This is a genomic window from Aeromonas sp. SG16, assembly GCF_024436135.1.
Lineage (GTDB): Bacteria > Pseudomonadota > Gammaproteobacteria > Enterobacterales > Aeromonadaceae > Aeromonas > Aeromonas jandaei.
This window is the reverse complement of the sequence record NZ_JANFNW010000006.1, coordinates 82840-103675: the sequence shown is the minus strand read 5'-3', so window position 1 is coordinate 103675 and position 20836 is coordinate 82840. Positions and strand designations below refer to the sequence as shown.

The 20836-nt window shown below is 60.8% G+C and carries 21 protein-coding genes and 1 pseudogene; 10 read left to right on the top strand and 12 right to left on the bottom strand.

All coding sequences use genetic code 11. The features are described 5' to 3' along the window. The first annotated feature begins 40 nt into the window (after positions 1-40). The gene (dcuC, locus tag NOM67_RS14960; protein ID WP_255938351.1) at positions 41-1402 is read left to right on the top strand and encodes a C4-dicarboxylate transporter DcuC; all 1362 of its coding nucleotides are present in this window, start codon (positions 41-43) and stop codon (positions 1400-1402) included. A 184-nt stretch (positions 1403-1586) separates the two neighbouring features. Further along, positions 1587-2189: a nitroreductase family protein gene (locus NOM67_RS14955; protein WP_005335120.1), complete on the top strand. Its 603-nt coding sequence runs from the start codon at positions 1587-1589 to the stop codon at positions 2187-2189. 106 nt (positions 2190-2295) lie between these two features. On the opposite strand, the gene NOM67_RS14950 is transcribed toward NOM67_RS14955, so the two are convergent. Together NOM67_RS14950 and NOM67_RS14945 are read right to left on the bottom strand one after the other, a co-directional pair. Beyond that, complete coding sequence (locus NOM67_RS14950; RefSeq protein WP_370689168.1) at positions 2296-2985, bottom strand: HAD-IA family hydrolase; 690 nt, start codon at positions 2983-2985, stop codon at positions 2296-2298. Next, positions 2982-3227, bottom strand: a complete 246-nt coding sequence (locus NOM67_RS14945; protein WP_043850167.1) for a hypothetical protein — start codon at positions 3225-3227, stop codon at positions 2982-2984. Before NOM67_RS14945 ends, NOM67_RS14950 begins: the two co-directional genes overlap by 4 nt. Before the next feature lie 115 nt (positions 3228-3342). Here NOM67_RS14945 and NOM67_RS14940 point away from each other — a divergent pair, with 115 nt between their 5' ends. Continuing rightward, positions 3343-4251: a LysR family transcriptional regulator gene (locus NOM67_RS14940; RefSeq protein ID WP_255938347.1), complete on the top strand. Its 909-nt coding sequence runs from the start codon at positions 3343-3345 to the stop codon at positions 4249-4251. A gap of 87 nt (positions 4252-4338) precedes the next feature. On the opposite strand, the gene NOM67_RS14935 is transcribed toward NOM67_RS14940, so the two are convergent. From NOM67_RS14935 to NOM67_RS14915, 5 genes and pseudogenes are all read right to left on the bottom strand, one after another. Continuing rightward, complete coding sequence (locus NOM67_RS14935; RefSeq protein ID WP_255938345.1) at positions 4339-5277, bottom strand: sensor domain-containing diguanylate cyclase; 939 nt, start codon at positions 5275-5277, stop codon at positions 4339-4341. A 197-nt stretch (positions 5278-5474) separates the two neighbouring features. Further along, positions 5475-5612: pseudogene (locus NOM67_RS14930) on the bottom strand (excalibur calcium-binding domain-containing protein); the annotation flags it as partial. A 188-nt stretch (positions 5613-5800) separates the two neighbouring features. Then, complete coding sequence (locus tag NOM67_RS14925; protein ID WP_041209977.1) at positions 5801-6367, bottom strand: isochorismatase family cysteine hydrolase; 567 nt, start codon at positions 6365-6367, stop codon at positions 5801-5803. A 100-nt stretch (positions 6368-6467) separates the two neighbouring features. Next, positions 6468-6869, bottom strand: a complete 402-nt coding sequence (locus tag NOM67_RS14920) for a hypothetical protein (RefSeq protein WP_156034031.1) — start codon at positions 6867-6869, stop codon at positions 6468-6470. A 12-nt stretch (positions 6870-6881) separates the two neighbouring features. Beyond that, on the bottom strand, positions 6882-8045 hold the full coding sequence (locus tag NOM67_RS14915; RefSeq protein ID WP_156853084.1) for an FAD-dependent oxidoreductase: 1164 nt from the start codon (positions 8043-8045) through the stop codon (positions 6882-6884). Between the two features lie 267 nt (positions 8046-8312). Between NOM67_RS14915 and miaB the strand changes: the two genes are divergently transcribed. The 5 genes from miaB (at position 8313) to lnt (ending at position 13980) form a co-directional block, all read left to right on the top strand. Then, the gene (gene miaB / locus NOM67_RS14910; protein WP_033112695.1) at positions 8313-9746 is read left to right on the top strand and encodes a tRNA (N6-isopentenyl adenosine(37)-C2)-methylthiotransferase MiaB; all 1434 of its coding nucleotides are present in this window, start codon (positions 8313-8315) and stop codon (positions 9744-9746) included. Between the two features lie 54 nt (positions 9747-9800). Further along, complete coding sequence (locus NOM67_RS14905; RefSeq protein ID WP_071913025.1) at positions 9801-10850, top strand: PhoH family protein; 1050 nt, start codon at positions 9801-9803, stop codon at positions 10848-10850. Continuing rightward, entirely contained in the window at positions 10847-11311 is a 465-nt protein-coding gene (ybeY, locus tag NOM67_RS14900) for an rRNA maturation RNase YbeY (protein WP_041209973.1), read from the top strand. Before NOM67_RS14905 ends, ybeY begins: the two co-directional genes overlap by 4 nt. Positions 11312-11410: 99 nt before the next feature. Continuing rightward, positions 11411-12295 carry a CNNM family magnesium/cobalt transport protein CorC gene (gene corC, locus NOM67_RS14895; protein ID WP_033112698.1) on the top strand — a complete coding sequence of 295 codons (885 nt, stop codon included), beginning with the start codon at positions 11411-11413 and terminating at the stop codon, positions 12293-12295. A gap of 140 nt (positions 12296-12435) precedes the next feature. Continuing rightward, positions 12436-13980, top strand: a complete 1545-nt coding sequence (gene lnt / locus NOM67_RS14890; RefSeq protein WP_255938336.1) for an apolipoprotein N-acyltransferase — start codon at positions 12436-12438, stop codon at positions 13978-13980. A gap of 95 nt (positions 13981-14075) precedes the next feature. On the opposite strand, the gene NOM67_RS14885 is transcribed toward lnt, so the two are convergent. The 4 genes from NOM67_RS14885 to NOM67_RS14870 all read right to left on the bottom strand — a co-directional run bounded on the left by NOM67_RS14885 (position 14076) and on the right by NOM67_RS14870 (position 18306). Further along, the gene (locus tag NOM67_RS14885) at positions 14076-14579 is read right to left on the bottom strand and encodes a GNAT family N-acetyltransferase (protein WP_156853082.1); all 504 of its coding nucleotides are present in this window, start codon (positions 14577-14579) and stop codon (positions 14076-14078) included. A gap of 40 nt (positions 14580-14619) precedes the next feature. Then, positions 14620-15801 carry a MerR family transcriptional regulator gene (locus NOM67_RS14880; RefSeq protein WP_255938333.1) on the bottom strand — a complete coding sequence of 394 codons (1182 nt, stop codon included), beginning with the start codon at positions 15799-15801 and terminating at the stop codon, positions 14620-14622. Positions 15802-15962: 161 nt separating this feature from the next. After that, positions 15963-17693, bottom strand: a complete 1731-nt coding sequence (gene recJ / locus NOM67_RS14875; RefSeq protein WP_156853078.1) for a single-stranded-DNA-specific exonuclease RecJ — start codon at positions 17691-17693, stop codon at positions 15963-15965. Beyond that, complete coding sequence (locus NOM67_RS14870) at positions 17659-18306, bottom strand: disulfide isomerase DsbC N-terminal domain-containing protein (RefSeq protein WP_156853473.1); 648 nt, start codon at positions 18304-18306, stop codon at positions 17659-17661. Before NOM67_RS14870 ends, recJ begins: the two co-directional genes overlap by 35 nt. A 318-nt stretch (positions 18307-18624) precedes the next feature. Here NOM67_RS14870 and mscL point away from each other — a divergent pair, with 318 nt between their 5' ends. Beyond that, positions 18625-19035 (top strand): large-conductance mechanosensitive channel protein MscL, encoded by a 411-nt coding sequence (mscL, locus tag NOM67_RS14865; protein WP_041209969.1) that lies wholly within the window; start codon positions 18625-18627, stop codon positions 19033-19035. Between the two features lie 75 nt (positions 19036-19110). On the opposite strand, the gene xerD is transcribed toward mscL, so the two are convergent. Further along, positions 19111-20010: a site-specific tyrosine recombinase XerD gene (xerD, locus tag NOM67_RS14860; protein WP_156853076.1), complete on the bottom strand. Its 900-nt coding sequence runs from the start codon at positions 20008-20010 to the stop codon at positions 19111-19113. A 218-nt stretch (positions 20011-20228) separates the two neighbouring features. Between xerD and fldB the strand changes: the two genes are divergently transcribed. After that, on the top strand, positions 20229-20747 hold the full coding sequence (gene fldB / locus NOM67_RS14855) for a flavodoxin FldB (RefSeq protein ID WP_033112705.1): 519 nt from the start codon (positions 20229-20231) through the stop codon (positions 20745-20747). Positions 20748-20836: the final 89 nt, after the last annotated feature.

The window sequence follows — 20836 nt, the reverse complement described above, 5'->3', positions numbered from 1 at the left end:
CTCGCTGGCCCATTCACATCAAGAAGAGAGTGTTGGAAACATGCTGGAAATAATTGTCAGCACCCTGATCCTGGTCATCTGCGGCTATCTCATCGCCAAAAACTACGATGCCAAGATAGTGCTGTTTGGCGCCGGGTTACTGCTGATGTTTGCCGCCGTCGGACTGGGCCACCCCCTGCTGCCTGCGGCGCAGAGCAGCGGCCTCAGCTGGCTTGATCCCTTCGTCCAGATCAAGCAGATCTTCATCAGCCAGATGGGCAATGTCGGCCTCACCATCATGGTGCTGTTCGGCTTCTCCAGCTACATGAGCCACATCGGCGCCAACGACGTCACCGTCATGTTGCTGACCCGCCCCTTGAGCCGCATCCGCTCCCCCTACCTGCTGGTGCCGGTGATCTTCCTTTTGGGCAACCTGCTCTCGCTGGTGGTGCCGAGCGCTGCCAGTCTGGCGGTGTTGCTGATGGCGACCCTCTATCCGGTACTGAAGGCATCGAACATGTCCTCCCTTACCGCGGGGGCCGTCATTGCCACCACTGCCACCATCATGCCCAGCCCGCTGGGGGCCGATAACGTGCTGGCCGCCCAGAAGCTGGGCATCCCGCTGGTGGAGTACATCGTCTCCTACCACGCTCCCATCTCGCTACCGACGCTGGCGTTGATGGCAGTGGTGCACTACTTCTGGCAAAAGGCGATGGACAGGCGCCAGCAGGCGCGCGGCGGACTGGAGGAAAAAGAGGAGTCGCTCGCCGTGCCCACCGGCTTGCCGCCCGCCTACTACGGCCTCTTTCCGGTGCTGCCACTGGTGCTGGTACTGCTGTTTGGCATCTGCTTCACCCATATCTCCCTCGGGCTGGTGGAGATCACCTTCGTCTGCCTGCTGCTCACCATAGGGGTGGAACTGCTGCGCAAAGGCAATATCAAGGAGACCAGCAAGGAGTTCGCCATCTTCTTTACCGGCATGGGCACAGGTCTGGCTCAGGTGGTCTCGCTCATCGTGGCGGCCAGCATGCTGGTGGAGGGGCTCAAAGCCATCGGCATCATAGATACCCTGGTCGATAGCGTGAAGCACATCGACGGCGTCGGCTCCATCCTGATGTTCTTCTTCTCCGGCACGGCGGCGCTGATCGGCTTTATCAGCGGCAGCGGTCTGGCGGTCTTCTACTCCTTTATCAACATCATTCCCGAGATCACCGAGAAGGTCGGGGTCAACAGCGTGGCGGTGGCCCTGCCGATGCAGCTCACCGCCAACCTGATCCGCTCCATGTCGCCGGTCGCCGCGGTGATCATCGTCATCGCCTCGATCACCGGCAGCAACCCCATCGAGATCATCAAGCGCACCTCGGTGCCCATCATCTCGGGCATCATCTGCTGCATGACCCTCTCCTACCTGCTGTTCAGCTAAACCAGCTCCATCTGCAGGCGATCAATCCGGTCGCCTGCAGACGGTTTTTTACCCCCGGTTGAAAGTGAACCCACTGCATGTAAACGCCCGGAAGATAATCGGGTGGTATAGTCTATAGCTTGAACAACAGGGGATGGCTGGCCACAAGGCTGGCGCCCGGTGACTATCAAGCAAAGGAGATGTTATGAGCAGTCCGTTTATCGAGCAGATCAAAGCACGTCGTACCATCTATGCCCTGGGTGACCAGGTCTCCCATACGCCGGAGCAGCTGACGGCCCTGATCCAGGATGCCATCAGGCACAGCCCCTCCTCTTTCAACTCCCAGAGCTCCCGCGCCGTCATCCTGTTTGGCGCCCAGCACCACAAGCTGTGGGATATCGTCAAAGCCGAGCTGAAAAAGATCGTGCCGCCGGAGGCCTACGCCCAGAGTGAGGCCAAGGTGGATGGCAGCTTCCGGGCAGGCTTTGGCACAGTGCTGTTCTTTGAGGACACCGACGTCATCAAGGATCTGCAGCAAAAATTCGCCCTCTATGCCGACAACTTCCCCATCTGGTCGGAACATGCCACCGGCATCGCCCAGTTTGCGGTCTGGACGACGCTGGCGCAGGAGAAGGTCGGCGCCTCCCTGCAACACTACAACCCGCTTATCGACGAGGCGGTACGCAAGGAGTGGAACCTGCCCGCCAGCTGGCTGCTGCGCGCCCAGATGCCTTTTGGCAGCATCAAGCAACCGGCCGGAGAGAAGACCTTTATCGACGACGCCACCCGCTTCCGCGTCTTCAAATAACGGCCAGATAGCAAAACGCCCCCGCATCTCGGGGGCGTTTTTATTGCAACATAGAGTGCGGATGGCTCATAGCGCATATGCAGCCACAATCCATTATCTCCATCGCTCAGGCGGGCAGTGTCACCAGCAGAGAGTCATCTTCCCCCAACTCCACCTTCACCTCGCGCCAGTCGCGGATCACCGCCACCACTGCCGGATTGAGCGGCGCATCGCCCCCCACCTGCACCACGGCGCAGCCTGCGTTCAGGGCGCTCTCGATACCGGCCGGGGCATCCTCGAACACCAGACAACGAGCGGGCGAGACACCAAGCCGTTCAGCCCCCAGCAGATAGGGCTCGGGATCGGGTTTGCCATTGACCACAGTTTCGGCCCCCACCAGCAGGTTGGGCAGCGGCAAACCGGCACAATGCAGGCGGTGACGGGCAACCCGCTCACTGGCGGAGGTCACGATGGCCCAGCGCTGTGGCGGCAAACGGCGCAGCAACTCACCAGCCCCGGCGATGGCATCGCCGCCAGTGTGCAACATCTCCAGCTCGTCGAGCCGCGCCGCCTCCCGCTCCATATCCAGTTGCAGGGCCAGCGCCCGGATCACCTCCCGCGAGCGCATGCCGTGACACATCGCCAGCACCGGCTCGGGATCGAGCTGATGCTCACGACACCAGATCCGCCATACCAGCTCCACATCGTCGGTCGAGCAGACCAGAGTGCCATCCATATCGAGCAGCAGGGCGGCGACCGCCACGGTTTTTGTGCCGCCTGTACAAACGGCCGGTTCGCGACTCATGCCGGTAATCATGCCGATACTCCCGTAAGCTCTGGCTCAGCTCCCTGCAACGCATCGGCAAAAGCCTGCTGCTGGGCGGCACGCTCATAACAGGCGAGCGCCTGTTCGGCGCTGCCTGCCCACACCTGCAGCGGGCCGACCACAAACCCCTGTTGCAGCAGGCTGGCAAGCAGCTCCCCCGTTTCTGGCGCAGCCAGCGGTTGGGCCAGCACCAGAGAGCCTTTGATCAAAAAGAGATAGCGTTGGGTCGACATGATATGACTCCTTGTTCCAGACCGGAGGGGACTCGACTCCCCTTTCAGCGCCATTAGAACAGGGCGTTTAGATAATTTATAATGAGTAAATGGCCACTTTCGATAATCAAACGGAATGAAATTCGACCTCAAACAACTGCAGGCGTTCGTGATGCTGGCCGAGACCGCCAACTACCGGGAAGCGGCCAATCGCCTCTTCATTACCCAGCCCGCCCTCACCAAGCAGATCCAGGGACTGGAGCAGACCCTCGGCAGCACCCTGTTCAATCGCGGTCGTCACGGCGCAGAACTGACCGCCGTCGGCGCCCAGCTGCTGACCCAGGCGAGTGCGCTGGTCGAACACGGGCGGGAGTTCGAGAGCCATGCGCTGGCGGTGGCGAGCGGAGTTGCCGGTCGGCTCAAGATTGGCTTTGGTCTGTCGAGCTTTGCGCTGGCCCCCTCGCTGGTCGCCCGCTTCAAGCAGCTGGTGCCCGATGTGATGGTGCATCTGCAGGATATGCCCTCTGCCATCCAGCAGGAGCAGCTGCTCTCCGGTCAACTCCAGCTTGGCTTTATGCGCCGCCCCGAGCTGCCGCAGTTGCGCGAGCACAGGTTGCTGATTGATCGGCTGGTGCTGGCAGTGCCAACCCGGATGACCCAGCCAGATCCGGCTGCGTTTGATCTCCAGCAGGCCTTGACCAGCCAGCCGCTGCTGCAGATGGTGGGCCACCGCTGCCCCGGCCTCAGCCAGCAGATCGCCAGCTTTCTCGGCGTCAACCGGTTGACCGGGATGATCCAGGAGGCCGAAGATATCCAGACGCTGGTTGCGCTGGTCGCCGCCGGGATCGGCAACGCCATCCTGCCGCGCAGCGTCAGCTTTATCGCCGGCCCTGACGTCACCCTCTATCCTCTCTCTGGCCCCAATTCCGAGTGGGAGGTCAGTCTGGTATGGAATCCCCTGTTTGCCGATCCCATCCGCGACAGCTTCGTCAAGCTGGTGATCGCCGCGCACCCTACGCCAATCTCGGCCACACCCGAGCGATGATGGCAACGGCTATGGGTTGCTCAATAACCAGCCAAAACAGTGCGCCCCCAAAAGGGGGCGCATTAACAACAAAAGCGGCGGTCAGGCTCAACAGTTGGTGCAATAACTACGGTTCTTACCCGCCCCCTTGGCGCTATAGAGCGCCGCATCGGCCGCGGCCAGCAACTCCCCTTCCCCCTCCAGCGGTTGCTCTGCCGTGTAGGTGGCAATGCCAATGCTGGCGCTGAGCTGGATATTGTCCGCCACCACGATGTCGAGATCGTGGATGGCCTGGCGGATCTCCTCGCCAATCCGTTGTGCAGCCTCTCTGTTGGTATTACCGAGGATCAGAGCAAACTCGTCACCGCCAAAGCGGCAGGGCAGATCCGCCGGACGCTGGCAAAAGGATTGCAACAGATGGCCCACCAGCTGGAGGGAGCCATCCCCCATCTGATGGCCAAGATGGTCATTGCACGCCTTGAAGTTATCGAGATCCAGCATGATAAGAGAGAGGGGGGTATGTTCGCGCACGCTGCGGCGCCACTCGTTGTGCAGGAAGTTGTTGAACAATCTGCGGTTTGCCAGCCCGGTCAGCGGGTCATGGAGGGAAAGGTTGGCGACCTCGAGCTCCAGCAATTTCCGTTCGGTAATATTGGAATGGGTGATGACATAAAACTCGGCATCTATCCCTTTGACCGGAACAATGCGCATCATGAACCAGCGCTGGGTATCCGGGCTGTGGCAGGGATATTCCAGATAGAAGCTCTCCTGCTGGCGCAGCATGACCCGTCGCAACCCCTCGATAGCGCTCAGCGCCGAAGGTTCAGCAGAGCCATCGCAAGCGCTTAAATAATTGACGCCAAGCCAGTTATACCCCTTTGCCATGCCATTTTGCTCGGCGAATCGATTCCAGGCGAGGTTGGTATAATGGATCACCCCGTTGCCGTCTATTACTGCAAACTGGTCATCCAGTGAATCCAGCAATGCAACCAGATCCTGAGCTCGCTCGGCAAAGCGACGTATCCCCCCCAGCATGTTATCAATCATGGTGGCCATCCTGTGGCAAAAGTGGCGCCTCGCCAGCTATTAACAATTAAGTCAGCAGGTAGAGTAAAGCACCCAATTCTCACTTAGCCAACTGAGACCAAATGTCACCATGTCACACCATCCGGCAAGGTTTCAGGCCAGCTCCCAAACCGGACAAAAAAAGAACAAATCATCAATTTTTTATTTAGAAATAGTATTTAATTCCCGCACCACTGACTTTCACAGGGGATGCCATCTCCCTCTCCATCCATTTTGGTATCAGGGCAATTTTGCAAAAACCAGGTCGCCTCCTCACAAGAGGTCATCTGGGAGCAATATTGGCGACCATCGCACTGATAACTTCTGGTTGGCAGCGATGCAGTCGTGTCGGTAGTTGGCCCCATACGGCACTTACCACTACTGACAGGAGTAGCCGGCGCGGAAGTCACCGACTTGGCCGAGAAGCGAAAACAGCTGCGGCCCAACAGAGGGCCGCAGACATAAATGTCAAAACAGTGAGCAAGCGCAGCCTGCTGCCAAAGGGTCAGTCGAGCTGGGACACCTTGATGACCTCGGCGATACGGCTCAGCATCCGCAGCGAGGTGTGGTGCTCGGTGGCATCCGCCGCCGCGCAGGCATCCTCCAGAATGGTGATGGCGTAGTCGCGATCGTGACCATCTCGGGCTGCCGACTGAATGGCCCAGCTGGTGCTTACGCCGCACAGATAGAGGTGGTCGATGTGGTTGGCCCGCAGGGCGGGTTCCAGCGCAGTACCATAGAATGGGCTCACTCTGGGTTTGGCCAGCACCAGATCACCGGCCTGCACATCGAGGTCTGCATGAAAATCGGTGCCGCTGTCGCAAAGTGAGAGGGCGCCAAGCTGATGGGCCCGGCCAAACATGGGGGAACCCTTGGGTTGCAGTTGATAACGGCTGTCGAAACCGACCTTGATCAGCACCACCAGCCAGTCGTGGGCGCGGGCATAAGCCATCGCCTCATTGGCATGCGCGATGGCGTTCTGCTCCATCACATGGTCGGCCGTGGTCGCAATGCGACCGTCAGGATGGGCGATGTCGTTGATAAAATCGATCACCAGTAGTGCCTTGTTCATCCCTTCTCTCCCAAATCGTGGTTGATAGCCGACCCGTTATACTCGCTTTTTCGCGCCTGCACAGCCTGTCTCAGCGACCTCGTTGGCATGACCAGTACGCTTATGCCTGCACCTCCCCCGGATAGAGGGTCACCACCAGATCGAGCCCCTGCTCAGCCAGCCCCAGCAGCAGTGAGGCCGGCAGCCGGTTTTGCAGGATGGGAGCTGTGCCTGACTGGTAACCCAGATCCATCTCCTTGCGCAGACAACCTTGCCAAAGCGGCAAAACCGGCTCCGGCAGCTCAGCCAAAATGGCGAGCAGGTGCGCTACAAGTTGTCGTGGCTCGCTGTAATTGCCCTCTCCGGCGAACAGCTCCAGACGCCCGTGCCACAGTCCCCCTTCCTGATGGAGGGTCAGACAATCCATCCCGCCCTGCACCAGCGCGTCAACCAGCGGTTGCAGATCCTGCTCGCTGGCCAGCTCCAAGTCACCGTTGATAAAGTAGCAGCTCTCCATTTGCATCCTTGCTTCCGCTTACACCAGTCCGAGCGCGTAGCGCAGGGCCATCTCCTTCAGGGGGCCCGCCTTGTCCGCCAGATTGAGGGCCAGATTGCGAGCCAGCTTGAGCGGGCCAATCTCGTTGCTGAACACCCCGTAGAAGAGATCCATCCCCGACTGCATCAGCAGGTTGTCGGGGCGGCGCCGCCGCTCGTAGCGCTCGGCCAGCACAAGTTGATGCCAGTCGGCACCAGCACCTTGCAGCAAGTCGACCCAGCAGGCCACATCCTTGAAGCCGAGGTTAACCCCCTGCCCCGCCAGCGGGTTGATGGTGTGGGCGGCATCGCCGAGCAGCACCACCCGACCGGCGTGGTAGTCGTTGGCGTGACGGCGCACCAGCGGGAAGCTCCCCTTGCCGGTGACGGTAAAGCCGCCGAGCCGACTCGGGAAGTGGCGGCGCACTTCGGTGGCGAGCGCCTCGTTGCTCATGGCCGCCAGCGCCCGGATCCGGACCGGACTGTCATACCACACCAGGGAGCCGTGCTGGCCGGTCAGCGGCAGGAAGGCGCGCGGGCCGCTCGGGGTAAACTGCTGCCAGGTGATATCTTCCTGCGGGAAATCAGTGTCGATATTGATCAGCATGCAGTGCTGGCGGTACTCGAAACGCGATACCCCGATGCCGGCCAGCTTGCGGGTGTGGGATTCGGCGCCGTCGCAAGCCAGCACCCAGCGGGCCGCCAGCGCGGTGCCGTCGTCCAGAGTCAGCACAGCTTCATCCGCACTCTGGCGCAGGCTGGTCACCGCTGCCGGGGTGTGGGTCTGGATGTTGGGAAAATCCTCCATCCGCTTGAGCAGGGCGAGCTGTACCAACCGGTTTTCGATGATGTAACCGAGCTGGGGCAGGCCGAGGTCGGCGGCGTTGAAACGGGTGCCAAAGCCGTCCAGCTCCCAGGTCTCCAGCCGGCGATAGGGGCAGAGCCGCATCTGCTGCAGATGGTGCCAGGCACCGGCCTGCTCCAGCAGCGCCACCGAGGCCTGACTGATGGCGGAGACCCGCAGATCCAGCGGCTGCTCCGGCGCGTATTGCTCCGGCAGCTGGGTTTCGATGACCCGCACCGAGAGGCCCTGGGCCGCCAGCAGACAGGCGGTAGCCGCCCCCACCATGCCGGCGCCGACGATGGCGATATCACACTGTTCCATAACTTTATTCCTGCAAAAGGGGCGCCCCGTTCATGGGTGGACGGGGCCAAACCGAATGGCGCCATGATACCGCAAGGGGGCGGGATAAACAGTGAAGGGGGTGGAGAATTGCTGCGTCAAATCAAGGGGAAAGCCGATTTTCTCCCGCACGTGGCGCCCCCGCTGGCAAAGGGGCCGGACTGGATATTCGCTAGGCAGTCTCACGATTGCGGAGTAAAATGCCCGGTCCTTTGACCATGCCAAATTCAAAACCAGTCAAGAGTAGCAATGAGCAAGAAACTTCACATTAAAACCTGGGGCTGCCAGATGAACGAGTACGACTCGTCCAAGATGGCCGACCTGCTGGATGCCAGCAATGGCTACACGCTTACCGAGGAGCCGGAAGAGGCAGATGTGCTGCTGCTCAACACCTGTTCCATCCGCGAAAAGGCGCAGGAGAAGGTGTTCCACCAGCTGGGCCGCTGGAAAAAGCTCAAGGCAAACAAGCCCGGTCTGGTGATCGGCGTCGGTGGTTGCGTGGCCTCCCAGGAGGGCGATGCCATTCGCCAACGCGCTCCCTATGTCGATATCGTGTTCGGCCCGCAGACCCTGCACCGCCTGCCCACCATGATCAAACAGGTTCAGGAGGGGCGTGGCGCCCAGGTGGACGTCAGCTTCCCCGAGATCGAGAAGTTTGACCGCCTGCCCGAGCCGCGCGCCGAAGGGGCGACCGCCTTCGTCTCCATCATGGAAGGGTGCTCCAAATACTGTACTTACTGCGTGGTGCCCTATACCCGCGGTGAAGAGGTGAGCCGTCCGCTCGACGACGTGCTCTATGAAATCGCCCAGCTCGCCCAGCAAGGGGTGCGCGAAGTGAACCTGCTCGGCCAGAACGTCAACGCCTACCGTGGCCCGACCCATGACGACGGCATCTGCACCTTCGCCGAGCTGCTGCGTCTGGTGGCCGCCATCGACGGCATCGACCGTATCCGCTACACCACCAGCCACCCCATCGAGTTCACCGACGACATCATCGAGGTCTACAAGGACACTCCGGAAGTTGTCAGCTTCCTGCACCTGCCGGTGCAGAGCGGTTCCGACCGTATCCTGACCATGATGAAGCGCCCGCACACCATTCTGGAGTACAAATCCAAGCTCCGTCGTCTGCGCGCCGCCCGTCCCGACATCACCATCAGCTCCGACTTCATCGTTGGCTTCCCGAACGAAACCGATGAGGATTTCGAGGCCACCATGAAGCTGATCGAGGATGTGGGCTTTGACATGAGCTTCAGCTTCATCTTCAGTCCACGCCCGGGTACGCCGGCCGCCGACATGCCCGACGATGTCGACATGGAAGTGAAGAAAGCCCGTCTGGCCCGCCTGCAGCACGTCATCAACAATCAGGCGATGCAGATTGGCCGCTCCATGCTGGGCACTACCCAGCGCATTCTGGTGGAAGGGCCTTCCAAGCTCGACCCGATGCAGCTGTGCGGTCGCACCGAGAACAACCGGGTGGTCAACTTCGAAGGGGCCCATACCCTGATTGGCGGTTTTGCCGACGTGGAGATCACCGAAGTGCTGCCCAACTCCCTGCGCGGCAAATTCATCCGTGGCGAGAGCGAGATGAACCTGCGCATCGCCACCGCCCCGAGCGACATTCTGGCCCGTCGTCCCGACAACGTGCCGGACGAGCTGGGCGTGGCCGCCTTCACTCCCCATTAATCTCCCCCTCCCCATCCGCCCGGCGGATGGGGAGCGCCCTGATACGAGGATATTGTGAGCCGACACCTCTCGACCCTGAACCTGCATCTCGAACCCGCCGACAACCAGCGTCTTGCCAGTCTCTGCGGCCCCTTCGATGACAACATCAAGCAGCTGGAGCGCCGCCTCGGCATCGAGATCAGCTACCGTGACAACCACTTCCAGCTGCTGGGCAAGCAGGCCCAGGTGGATGCCGCCGCCGTCATCATCAAGCACCTATATGTGGAAACCCAGCCCCTCAAGGGTGGCAAGGTAACCGACATCACTCCCGACATGGTTCATCTGGCCATTCTGGAGTCGCGGGTGCTGGAGCAGGATGACGAACCGGCCCCCTCCATCCCTTATGGCAAGGAGGTGACGGTCAAGACCAAGCGCGGTCTCATCAAGCCACGTAGCCCCAATCAGGCCCAGTACATCGCCAATATCGTGCGCCACGACATCTGCTTCGGCATAGGCCCAGCTGGTACCGGCAAGACCTATCTGGCGGTGGCGGCGGCGGTGGATGCGCTGGAGCGTCAGGAGATCCGCCGCATTCTGCTGACCCGTCCGGCGGTGGAAGCGGGCGAGAAGCTCGGCTTCCTGCCCGGCGATCTCTCCCAGAAGGTCGATCCTTACCTGCGCCCGCTCTACGACGCCCTGTTCGAGATGCTGGGTTTTGAGCGGGTCGAGAAACTGATGGAGCGCAACATCATCGAGGTGGCGCCGCTTGCCTACATGCGCGGCCGTACCCTCAACGATGCCTTCATCATTCTCGATGAGGCCCAGAACACCACCACCGAACAGATGAAGATGTTCCTGACCCGGATCGGCTTCAACTCCAAGGCGGTGGTCACCGGCGACATCACCCAGATCGACCTGCCGCGCAACGCCAAGTCCGGCCTGCGCCACGCGCTGGAAGTGCTGCAGGGCGTTGATGGTCTGTCGTTCAACTTCTTCCAGTCTACCGACGTGGTGCGCCATCCGGTGGTGGCCCGCATCGTGCAGGCCTATGAGGCCTTCGACGCCAAGCAGGCAGCCGAGAAAGTTGCCGGCCAAGCAAACACCAGCAAAGAGAGTGAGCAATGAGCGTAACCCTGGATCTGCAACTGGCCAGTGCCAGCACCGACGGCCTGCCAAGCGAGGCCCAACTGCAGGGCTGGCTCGACGGCACCATTCTCGGCTTCCAGCAGGAGGCCGAAGTGACGGTGCGCATCGTCGACGAGGCAGAGAGCAACGAACTCAACCTCACCTATCGCGGCAAGGACAAGCCTACCAACGTGCTCTCCTTCCCGTTCGAGGCGCCACCCGGTCTGGAGCTGCCGCTGCTGGGCGATCTGGTGATCTGCCGTCAGGTGGTTGAGCGCGAGGCACAGGAGCAGGGCAAACCCCTCATGGCCCACTGGGCCCACATGGTTGTGCACGGCAGTCTGCATCTGCTAGGTTATGACCATATCGAGGATGAGGAAGCCGAAGAGATGGAAGCGCTCGAGCGCGACATCATGCAGGAGCTGGGCTTTGCCGACCCTTATCAGAGCGACGAAGAGTAATGTGCAGCATGGCGGTTCATCGGCTTGAAACAGATGGCTGCCATCCTCATATAGCTGAAGTGAAATCCCCGTATATTCAATGAGTAACCAAGAGAAAAAATGACCGACGATCACCCTAGTACCGGCTCGCCGAAGAAAACCTGGCTCGACAAGCTCAGCCAACTCTTCCAGGGCGAGCCAAAAGACCGCAATGATTTGGTGGAAGTGATAGCCGATGCCGAAGAGCGTGACCTTATCGATCAGGACACCAAGGACATGATCGAAGGGGTGCTGGAGATCGCCGATCTCCGGGTACGCGACATCATGATCCCCCGCTCCCAGATGGTCACCATCGAGAAGTCCCAGCCGATCGACGAGATCCTGCCGGTGATCATCGAGTCGGGTCACTCCCGCTTCCCGGTGATCAACGAGGACAAGGATCATGTCGAGGGTATTCTGCTCGCCAAGGATCTGCTCCCCTTCGGTTTCGGTGGCCACCATGCCAGCGAGCCGCTGCAGCTCGAGAAGATCCTGCGCCCCACGGTGATCGTCCCCGAGAGCAAGCGCGTTGATCGCCTGCTCAAGGAGTTTCGCGAAGAGCGCTACCACATGGCCATCGTGGTCGACGAGTTTGGTGGCGTCTCCGGTCTGGTGACCATTGAAGACATACTGGAACTTATCGTTGGCGAGATCGACGACGAGTTTGACGACATCGAGGACGAGCCGGACGAGATCCGCCGCCTCAGCAAACGGGTCTTCTCCATCAGCGCCCTGACCGAGATCGAGGATTTCAACGACTTCTTCGGCACCAAGTTCAGCGATGAAGAGGTGGATACGGTCGGTGGTCTGGTGATGCACGCCTTCAGCCACCTGCCCAAGAAGGGCGAGGAGATCGAGCTGGACGGCTACCTGTTCAAGGTGATGCACGCCGACAAGCGCCGCCTGCAGCAGTTGCAGGTGAAGATCCCCGAGAACCATGCAGTGGCGCAATCTGAACCCCAGTAAGTCGCCTGAGTGCATTGAACAACGCCCCGACCTCGGGGCGTTGTGCTATCCGGACGGCAGGAGGCTCGCCGTTGGCAACCGTACAGGGTAAGATACCGGCCATTCGACCCAGTTGCAGACCAAGACGAGCACCATCGCCCGTGAGATTATCCCCTGTTACTTCAAAAATTTTGTTAAGCCTCAGTGCGTTGGCCTCTGGTGCCATCGCTGTGCTGGCCTTCTCCCCCTTCGGCTACTGGCCGCTGGTTATACCTTCCCTGCTCGGCCTCTACGCCCTGCTGGACAAGGCCAGCCCCAAACAGGCGGCCTGGCGCGGCTTTGGCTACGCCATGGGGCTGTTCTTGCCGGGTCTGTGGTGGATCCACGTCAGCATGACCGAATTTGGCGGCATACCGCTGCCGGTCGCTTTCGTGCTGCTGGCTGGTCTGTCAGCCTATCTGGCGCTCTATCCGACGCTGGCCTGCTGGGCCTTTGCCCGCTTCTTCAGCGGTCGTCACTGGAGCCGCTGGCTGCTCGCCTTCCCGGCACTCTGGCTGCTGGCCGACTGGCTGCGCGGCTGGGTGATGACCGGCTTCCCATGGCTCTGGTTTGGCTACACCCAGATCGACGGCCCGCTCAAGGGTTTCGCCCCCATTCTCGGGGTACAGGGCATCACCCTGGCACTGCTATTCTCCGCCTCCGCCATCTGGCTGGTGTGGAAGTCCCGCTCGCCACTGTGGCTGGCGGTGCCCGCCCTGCTGGCTGCCGGCGCTCATGGCCTGATGCAGCTCAACTGGGTAACCCGTGGCGAACCGGTCAAGGTGGCGCTGGTGCAGGGCAATATCGCCCAGTCCCTCAAGTGGGATCCGGAGGCGCTGGCCCCCACGGTACGCACCTATCAGGATTTGAGCCGCGACAATCAGGATGCCGACATCATCGTCTGGCCGGAATCGGCGATCCCGGCCCTCGAGAAGACCATGGGCCCCTATCTGGAGAACCTCGACAAGGCGATGAAGGTGAACGAGACCGGCCTGCTGGCAGGGATCATCCACTACGACGAGGATAAGCAACGCTTCTACAACACCGTGCTCGGCATGGGGGTACAGGATGCGGATGGCAAGGAGTCCTACTTCTACGGCCACCCCAACCGCTACAACAAGTACCACCTGCTGCCCATCGGCGAGTTCGTGCCCTTTGAAGATCTGCTGCGCCCCATCGCCCCCTTCTTCAACCTGCCGATGTCCTCTTTCAGCCGGGGTGACGAGGTGCAACCGAACCTGATCGCCAAGGGGCTCAAGTTTGCCGCCGCCATCTGCTACGAGATCATCTTCCCGGAAGAGGTGCGCCGCAACGTCAACCCGGATACCGACTTCCTGCTGACCGTCTCCAACGACGCCTGGTTCGGCACCAGCATCGGCCCCTGGCAGCATATGGAGATCGCCCGGATGCGGGCGCTGGAGCTGGCTCGTCCGCTGCTGCGCGACACCAACACCGGCATCACTATCGTTACCGAGATCGATGGCAGCATCATCGGCCAGGTCCCGCAGTTCGAAGCAGGTGTACTGCGCAGCGAAGTACGCCCGGCTCACGGTGCCACCCCCTATATGCGCTTTGGCAACTGGCCCCTCTACGGCATGACCGTGCTGCTGCTGGGTCTGGCCCTGGCGCTGCGCCCCAAGGCGCACCCCTGGGCCCGCGAGCTCTGAGCGCATGTTAAAGTCGTATCATAAAGACGAGAGGCGCCATAAGGCGCCTCATTTTTTATCCAGACATTACGGCCTTTGACCGCAATTCAATCTTGTTATCCCTGATTGAAAGCCGGGTGGTAGTTTACCTCACCACGGGCACTGGCTGCACCAAACGACATGGCCATAAAGTACTCGGGTGGCACGCCGGGCAGCGTCAACTCCGGCTCGGGCACGAAACCGAAACGACCGTAGAAACCGGGATCCCCCAGCACCACGCAGCCTGCAGCCCCTTTCCTCTTGAACTCGGCCAGACCCGCTTCCATCAAGTGTGACCCTATCCCCTTGCCGTGCAGCTCGGGAGAGACGGAAATGGGGCCAAGGCCATACCAGCGCTCGCTGCCATCACTGATGGTGACCGGCGAAAAGCAGAGGTGGCCGACCACTTGGCCCCCCAGCTCTGCCACCAGCGACAGGCTGAGTGCCCCGGCCTGGCGCAAGGCGCGCACGATCAGCTGCTCGTTGTGAGCGGTATGGGGGGCATTGAGGAATGCGGCCACGGTCACTGCTTCAATGACGTCATGATCGGCCCCCGTTTCGGGCCGAATAATAATGTTCATCGGTGTTCTCCGTTTGTTCTCTTTAAAATAGATGGCCTGATCAGGCGACCTGCAGACAGCAGATCACATAGCCGTAACTGCCCAGATATTGGCGGTGGATAGCTATTTCCCGACTTAAGTCCTGCCATGCGGGACTCTCCCCCAGCTCGTCACGATAGCGCGCCAGATTGGCCTCGATGGGATTCAGATAGTTGTGCCAGGCCTTTTGCGGCAACTGGGTGTGCGACAGACAGCGATAACCCGCCGCTTGTATCGTTTCAAGCAGGCCCGCCAGCGTCTGCATGGCGGGGTAATCCTGCTGCCAGAATGCCAATGCCTCCTCGGGCGGGTTATCGGTCAACCAGACCGCATCACTCAGCACGATACAAGCCTGCGGGCTCGCGAGCAGCGGACGCCACGCCTTCAGTGCATTGGCAACGCCCATCACATAGGCGCTCCCCTCTGCCCAGATGAGGTCGGCCGGTGCCAGATCGTCCGGCAGTGCCGCCATGTTGGCACAGAGGGTGGAGACATGCTCAAAGCCCGCCGCACGGGCAGAGTTGGCCACAGCGGCCAGAGCCTCCTCTTCCAGATCGATGGCCACAATGGCGGCATCGGTCACCTGAGCCAGCGCCATGGTCGAGGCACCCCGTCCGCAGCCCATGTCGAGGATCCGGCGCGGCCGGATGGGCAAGGCGGCAAACTGCTGCTGGGTGAAGAGGCGATCCCCCGGCCCCCAGTAACTCATGCCATCCAGCAGCTGGATAAAGTCCTTGATGTAACGATCATGTTCATTCATGTCTTTGCTGAGCCACTGCAAGTGGTAGCGATCCTTCTCGCTAAAACCCTGTTTCATCACCCAAGCGAAGTAGGCCTCCGGTGCCTCGCGCTGCAGTTGCAGCTGCCAGGCCTTGAATTCCTCACCGGAGTGCGGGCGCAGCCCTGCCAGATCCGCCAGCAGATCCCGGGCGCGCTGCATCCTCGCCAGCTCATCATCGAGCTCCCTGACCCTGGCCTGCAGTGCAGCCTGATCTATCTCGCCAGCCAGACAGGTGAGGCACTGCTTGAGGCTGAGCCCACCCGCCTGCAGGGCCTGCACCATCTGCAACCGCTGCAGATCTTCATCGTCGTAGTGGCGATAGCCGTTGGCGCCCCTCGTTCCCGCAATCACCCCCAGCTTCTCGTAATAGAGCAGGGTGGAGCGGGCCAGGCCGCAGCGCCGGGCCAGCTCGGATATTTTCATGACAACAACTCGCTGAGGGGTCTGTGACCCGATGAAGGGAAGCTTAAACCGTGAAGCTATAGACAGGTCAACGCCCTTTTCCAGAGCGCCGCCAACAAAAACGGCCACCCGAGGGTGGCCGTCGTCAACGATGTCAGCGACAAAGCAGCAATGCTACCGGCTCAGAAGCCGGCGGCCTCCAGATGCTCCACCAGCAGCTGCACGCTGCGGTTACCGCGCCACTCGTTGACGTCAAGACGGTAGACCAGCCGCACCCGCTTCACCGAAGCATCGGGCCAACGCTTGAGATCGACCCCAAAGGCAATGGCATCCACTGCGTGACCGGAATCGGTAGTCAGCATCATCTTGAGGTGCTTCTCCCCCACCAGCCGCTGCTGTACCAGCACGAATTCGCCGTCGAACAGCGGCTCGGGAAAGGCCTGACCCCAGGGGCCGGAGGCGCGAATAAGCTCCGCCAGCTCGATATTGAGCTCGTCCGGCAAGAGCTCGCCATCGGTGAGCAGCACCCCGGTCAAGAGCTCGGGGGTCACCAGTTCACTGATGATCGCCTCAAACGCCCGACCGAATGCCTCGATATTGGCCTTGGGCAGGGTCAGCCCCGCAGCCATGGCGTGACCGCCAAACTTGCCCATCAGCCCCGGGTGGCGGGTGTCGAGCAGTTCCAGCGCATCACGCAGATGCACCCCGGGGATAGAGCGGCCAGAGCCCTTGAGTTCGGTGTCGCTGCTCTCTGCAAAGGCGATGACCGGGCGGTAGTACTTCTCCTTCACCTTGGAGGCCACCAGCCCCACCACCCCCTGATGCCACTCGTTGCGGTGCAGCACGATGCCCGACGGTACCTCGCCATCGCGAAACCGGATCTGCTCCAGGGTAGCGAGGGCCTCCTGCTGCATCCCCTGCTCGATCTCCTTGCGCTCCTGATTGAGGCTGTCCATCTCGGAGGCGAGCTGGCGCGCCAGATTGAGATCATCGCAGAGCAGACAGGCGACCCCGAGCGACATGTCATCGAGGCGCCCCACTGCGTTGAGGCGCGGCCCCAGCGCAAAACCGAGGTCGGCGGCGGTAAGGCGGCGACCGTCACGACCCGACACATCGACCAGCGCCTGAATGCCGGGGCGGCAGCGGCCCGCCCGGATCCGCTGCAAACCCTGATGCACCAGAATGCGGTTGTTGCCGTCGAGCGCCACCACGTCGGCCACGGTACCGAGGGCCACCAGATCGAGGTAATCCGCCACATTGGGGGCTACGATGCCGAGCCGCTCATACCAGCCGGACTGCTTGAGGTAAGTATTGAGCGCCGCCATCAGGTAGAAGGCGACCCCGACCCCGGCCAGCGACTTGGAGGGGAAGTCGCAACCATGCTGGTTAGGATTGACGATGGCATCGGCATCAGGCAACTCCTGACCAGGCAAATGGTGATCGGTAACCAGTACCTGCATGCCGGCCGCCTTGGCCGCCGCCACCCCGGCGATGCTGGAGATGCCGTTATCCACCGTGATCAGGAACTCGGCGCCGCGGGCCACCGCCAGCTCGACGATCTCGGGGGTAAGGCCGTATCCGAACTCGAAGCGGTTGGGCACCAGAAAATCGATATGGCGGCCGCCCATGGCGCGCAGGGCCAGCACGCACAGCGCCGAGCTGGTGGCGCCATCGCAGTCAAAGTCACCGACGATGAGGATCCGCTTCTGGGCGGCCAGCGCATCGGCCAGCAGCGGCACCGCCTGCTCCATGCCATAGAGGCGCTGGGGTGGCAGCAGCGAGCTGGCACTGCGCTCGAGCAGGACGGGATCGTCTACGCCACGGCTGGCGAAGATTTGGCGAAGCAGCGGATGCAGGTTGGCGGGCAGATGGGAATCATCAACTCGCGGACGACGACGAATGTGCAGAGGCATCAAAATTATCCAGTATCTTGAGCAGTTGTTCAGGGCTCTGGTAACCCCGCACCAGATCTCCTTCAGAGGAGATCCAGGCCGGCAGTACCTTTACCCCCAACCATTGGCTCAGGCCAATATTTTGGATAAGGGTCTCACTACATTCCTTTTGAGGCAAATAAGCTTTGAAGGGCGAATTTTGCAGCAGGGGATCGCTGCACCAGTCGGTGGCTCGCTCGGCATGGTCAATGACCGGATAGATCGCGATGCTCACCCCGGATGCCTGCAGATGTTGCAGAGTCCCGGGTAGCTGACGCCGTGCCGCATCCTTCTCGCCAAGAAACAACGCGACCCGATGACGCTCATCCCGGGCCTTGAGCACAATGGGATCATGGGCTGCCTGCGCCAATCCCAGTCGACGCTGAGTGCGCATGCCGGAGATGGTCAGGTTCTTCATGTCCCGAGTCATGTCCAGCATGACCCCCTGTACCAGATAATCCCCTTTGGCATCGCTATAGAGCACCCCCTTGGAGGTGCCTAGCATATACAGGCCCGCAATAGGCGTCTGATCCACCGTATATACGGATATCCCCAGCCTGGTGGATATGGCTGCTTTCAAGGCCTGGGGATCCATCCCCGCTTTGGCAGTAAATGTGCACAAAAGCATCATTCCCAGTAGTAAATACTTCACTCTTTTACTCACGTGGCATGAATGAATGGACTCAACAAAGTACAGCAGCACAGTTCAGCATTCAACCTGCTATTTATCGAAAAATTAATATCAGGTTGAACCAAAAAATCACGCCCCCCTGATTGCCAAGCAGAGCCAACCTCAGCAAGCTAGTCAGGGAGAACAGGTGGCATGTGCTCTTGCTACCCTGCTCCCGATAGCGGATCGCCGCCAGAACAAGGCGCGGCCGCTACGCTAGCGTGCTTAATTTCGGAGGAAAGAATGAGTCTGATACAAGAGTTCAAGGCCTTTGCATCCAGAGGCAACGTGATCGATATGGCGGTCGGTATCATTATTGGTGCCGCCTTCGGCAAGATTGTCTCCTCCTTCGTCGGTGACGTGATCATGCCGCCTATCGGCCTGATCCTGGGCGGCGTGGACTTCAGCGACCTGGCAGTCACCCTGAAGGCTGCCGAAGGCAGCGCTCCTGCCGTGGTCATTGCCTACGGCAAGTTCATCCAGACCATCATCGATTTTCTGATCATCTCCTTCGCCATCTTCATGGGGCTGAAGGCCATCAATACCCTGAAGAAAAAGCAGGAGGAGGAAGCAGCCGCCCCCGCAGCACCGACCAAGGATCAGGAGCTGCTGACCGAGATCCGCGACCTGCTGAAAGCCCAGCAGGGCAAATAAGCGTCACTTCCCGTCGTGTATTCATAAAAAAACCGCCCGCAGGCGGTTTTTTGTTTTGTTGGCCACCCAACCCGCTCAGGCCCGCGGGTGATGCTCGCCGTGCAGCGCCTTGAGCCGCTCGTTGGCGACATGGGTGTAGATCTGGGTCGTGGAGAGATCTGCGTGGCCCAGCAACATCTGCACCACCCGCAGATCGGCGCCGTGGTTGAGCAGGTGGGTAGCAAAGGCGTGGCGCAGGGTATGGGGGGATAACTCGCCGTTGATCCCGGCCCGCTGGGCATAGAGCTTGATGCGGTGCCAGAAGGTCTGGCGGGTCATCATCCGGGCCAGTTTGGAGGGGAAGACCACATCCGAGCTGGTACCGCCGAGCAGCAGGGTTCTTCCCTCCCGGTAGTAGCGTTCCAGCCAGTACATCGCCTCCTCGCCCATGGGCACCAACCGCTCCTTGTTGCCCTTGCCGACCACCCGCACCACCCCCTGCCGCAGGCTGACATGCTCGGCAGTCAATCCCACCAGTTCGGAGACCCGCAAACCGGTGGCGTAGAGCAGCTCCAGCATCGCCTTGTCCCGCAGTTCCAGCGGATCATCCACCAGCGGCGCCGTCAACAGCGCTTCCACTTCCGCTTCGCTCAGATCGGAGGGAAGCTTCTTGGGCAGCTTGGGCCCCTCCAGCAGTACGGTGGGGTCGTCGCTGCGCAGCTTCTCGCGATTGAGGTACTGATAGAAACGGCGCAGGGCCGACAGAAAGCGGGCCGTACTGCTGGCGGCAAACTGATGATCGACCCGCCATGCGAGGTAGTGCTGGATCTCGTCCATCCCCGCCAGCAGCAGGGAGCTCCCCTGCTCGTCGAGCCAGAGGGAGAATTTTTCCAGATCGGTGCGATAGGAGCTGACCGTGTTGTCGGAGAGGCCCCGCTCCAACCAGAGGGCATCGAGAAAGGGTTCAATCAGGGGATGTGGCTCGGGCTTGCTCATGGTCGGTCGCAGTCAGAAGAACAGTGGCCCATTGTAACGCCTCTGCTTGCCGAATGTGCAAGCCGCTTGCCGCGACCTGATTTGCCCGTGATATCGGGCGGTGAAGGAGCGCAGCCAATCTGCTAGACTGGCGCCCTCCCCCTTATGTTGCCCATCGTGTTGCCAACAGGTGCAGCCCACACGAGCAAGCGAGAAAGCGCCAAAAGAGATAAAGAGCGATGAAGATTGGTCTGTTTTACGGTTCTACCACCTGCTACACCGAGATGGCTGCCGAGAAGATCCGCGCCCTTATCGGCCCCGAGCTGGTGGATATCCACAACATCAAGGATGTCTCCCTGCGCCTGATGGAGGATTACGAGGTGTTGATCCTCGGCATCTCCACCTGGGATTTCGGCGAGCTGCAGGAGGATTGGGAGTCCCGCTGGGAAGATATTGGCGACCTCCATCTGGAGGGGCGTATCGTCGCCCTGTTTGGTCTCGGCGACCAGCTGGGTTATGGCGAATGGTTCCAGGATGCCCTCGGCATGCTGCACGATCAGCTGGTGCCCAGAGGGGTCAAGCTGGTGGGTTACTGGCCCAATGAAGGCTACGAGTTCGATGCCTCCAAGGCGCTGATCGATGATGGCCGCCACTTCGTCGGCCTGGCCCTCGACGATGCCAACCAGTATGACCAGACCGACTCCCGCATCGAGCAGTGGGTCGACCAGATCCTGACCGAAATTCACGAGCTGCTCTGACCCGAGCGGCCTGTCCGGCATCCCAGCCTGTGCGGATGCCGGCTTCCTCCCCCTTCTCTCCGCTCTCTTAAATCCTCCTTTGCCGCCAA